Source organism: Symbiopectobacterium sp., from assembly GCF_051710365.1.
Lineage (GTDB): Bacteria > Pseudomonadota > Gammaproteobacteria > Enterobacterales > Enterobacteriaceae > Symbiopectobacterium.
Window position 1 is genome coordinate 1 of the sequence record NZ_JBPETA010000310.1, and the last position, 2,293, is coordinate 2,293.

The 2,293-nt window shown below is 51.5% G+C and carries 1 protein-coding gene and 1 pseudogene; both read right to left on the reverse strand.

Translation table 11 applies throughout. From position 1 onward, the window contains the following. Nucleotides 1-128: 128 nt before the first annotated feature. Nucleotides 129-2,009 carry a bifunctional glutathionylspermidine amidase/synthase gene (gss, locus tag ACTBDZ_RS17140; RefSeq protein ID WP_438816187.1) on the reverse strand — a complete coding sequence of 627 codons (1,881 nt, stop codon included), beginning with the start codon at nucleotides 2,007-2,009 and terminating at the stop codon, nucleotides 129-131. Between the two features lie 212 nt (nucleotides 2,010-2,221). Beyond that, a pseudogene (locus ACTBDZ_RS17145) lies at nucleotides 2,222-2,293 on the reverse strand (surface-adhesin E family protein); the annotation flags it as partial.

Consider the following 2,293-nt stretch of genomic DNA (forward strand, 5'->3'; position numbering starts at 1 on the left):
GCACGCCAATGGCAACATTACTTGATGGTAAACGGGTCTGGGCAGAAAAAAATCTGAACCAGATTTAATCTGACAGACACCTGTATAAATAACCGGTAACTGTCAGATCAGGTCTGAGCTAGTATACATTATTTGTTCTGCTGGGAATCCTCGTCAGACAAAACAATAAGCGGCTCGATATCACTTTCCTTTTTGATCACCAGCGTATCATCGCCACGCAAGCACGCGCCACCATAGCTACCGCCGATGGTGAAGGTACAAACCTGAAGATACTTCCCATCTACCTTCGGCAGGCACCAGAGCTGTTGATAGATGTTTTTCCGGTCAACAAACTGGCCGTGGGTCTGGTCCAGCACTTCTTCATGTCGGTTGATCAGATCAATGTTGTTGCCACAGCGACCCGATATCGGTTTTACCGCATATCCCGTTTGCGCCAATTCCTCATTCACCACAAAGTCGGTATCGAGTAAATAGCGATGGTGGGGAAACAGCGACCACAATACTGGCAGTATTGCCTTGTTTCCGGGGATCATGGTCCACAGCGGTTCAAACACGCGCACTTCGGGGCGCAGCAGCACGTCAATAAAGCGCACCTCATTTTGAGGATGGCCGGTACGAATTGGCAGCGCGGCATATTCGGTATCGCTGACTTCACGAAGCTGCTCAACCACGGTTTCCCATGCCCAGGTTTTCCACACACAGCTAACCGGGCGATGTTCGCTATCAATCAGTTGCCCGGCGCTATCCCAGCCTAGGTCATCCAGTCCGTAGAGGATTTTGCTGTCAAAGCCTGCCTGTGTCAGTGCTCGTTGCATAAACTGCGCGTGATAGCTTTCTTCCACATCTTTGTCCTGCATGATGTGGACAAAGGGAGCGGCGTGGCTGTGCTGCCAGGCACCCGCCAATTCGTCAAGCAAGGCTTCCGACGGGTTATATCCTGCGGTGATATTGCCCTGCTTCATCCATTGCTCAAAAATCAGCCCCCCTTCTGTGTGGCATGATGCGGAATCTGCATTGTATTCATAGACTTTCAGTCCACGTTCATCCATACAAAAATCCAGACGCCCGGTGATCATATGGTGACGCCGGCGTTGCCAGGAAAGCCGCAACCGTGGCCACAGGATTCTGGGAATATCAAACAGTGCCAACAGATCGTCATCTTTTAAGACCTTATCCGTTGCATGCATATACATCAAGTGCAGTTCATTGGTGGCCTTGATCAGTTCCTGCTCAGCACGTTCCGTCATGGTGAAGTAACGGCAGGGATCGGCGTTAATGCGGTGGCCGTTTGCCTGCGCATAGGCATTCTGTAACGGATCGGCCTCATTGAGCCATTTGCCGTCGAACTGCCCTTTATTTTCCAACCGCGCGCTACCGAGCGCCAATGCTGCCGGAGGAACGGTCGGCTGCGGTAGACTGTGCTCCGTGTTGCTGGTCTGAATCATCCAACCCAGGATGGTGGTGTCGCTAAAGGTATCTTTGAGGGTGTAGTGGCCTTCACGCACTTCCAGCGTTAATTCCCGTGTCCACTGCTGACCGGGAGGGAGTGGCGTGTGGTGAACGTTCTGTTCGGCAATCCTGACCTTATTACCCAGCAACTGGGTAATCACTGCGACGTGGCCCGTGTGTTTGAACTCGCCGCCTTTCTGCCAGATCAGCAAGGCCCCGGCGACGGGAGGACGCAGGGAGCCATTAGCAAAGGCTTGAAGTGGCAGCAGATTGTCGTTAACCACTTGGCGCAGGAAGCGTAAGGAGAAGATTTCATAGGCCATCCCAACATCCGTAAAGACCGAGCCATAGTTCAGGAACAAAAAACGGCGGGCAAACTCAACGCACTGCCATTTATGCCCCATATATTCGTTGCCAATATAGCTGCGGAAACTGGCATCTCTGTGATCGTGTTCTGGAGGTAACGTACTGTAATTTGAAGAATAAATTGCTACGCCGCCGGGCGCATATCCCAATAGCGTGCCAAAGGGGGCATCGCTACCTGTTGATGCTGTACTCATTAGTCAGACCTCAGATGTATGCCTCTCTGGCCGTTGCAGTTGAAATCCCTCTTTGCCCTTCAGCCAAAGGAGCGTCTCAGACAGATGTGGCTCCATGATAGCACCAATCATTCCTGCCAAGAGTAAATGCTGTTTACCCAGTATGTAACCTGATAATGGGCTTTGTTGAATAAATCAGAACTTGTAACGACTGTGCCCCATCGGGTCGATTGTTACGTGATGCGAATACTGTTCGGCATTCCTAATAGCGTGATCCGGTTAAGCGCTTTGACCATCGCCATGGC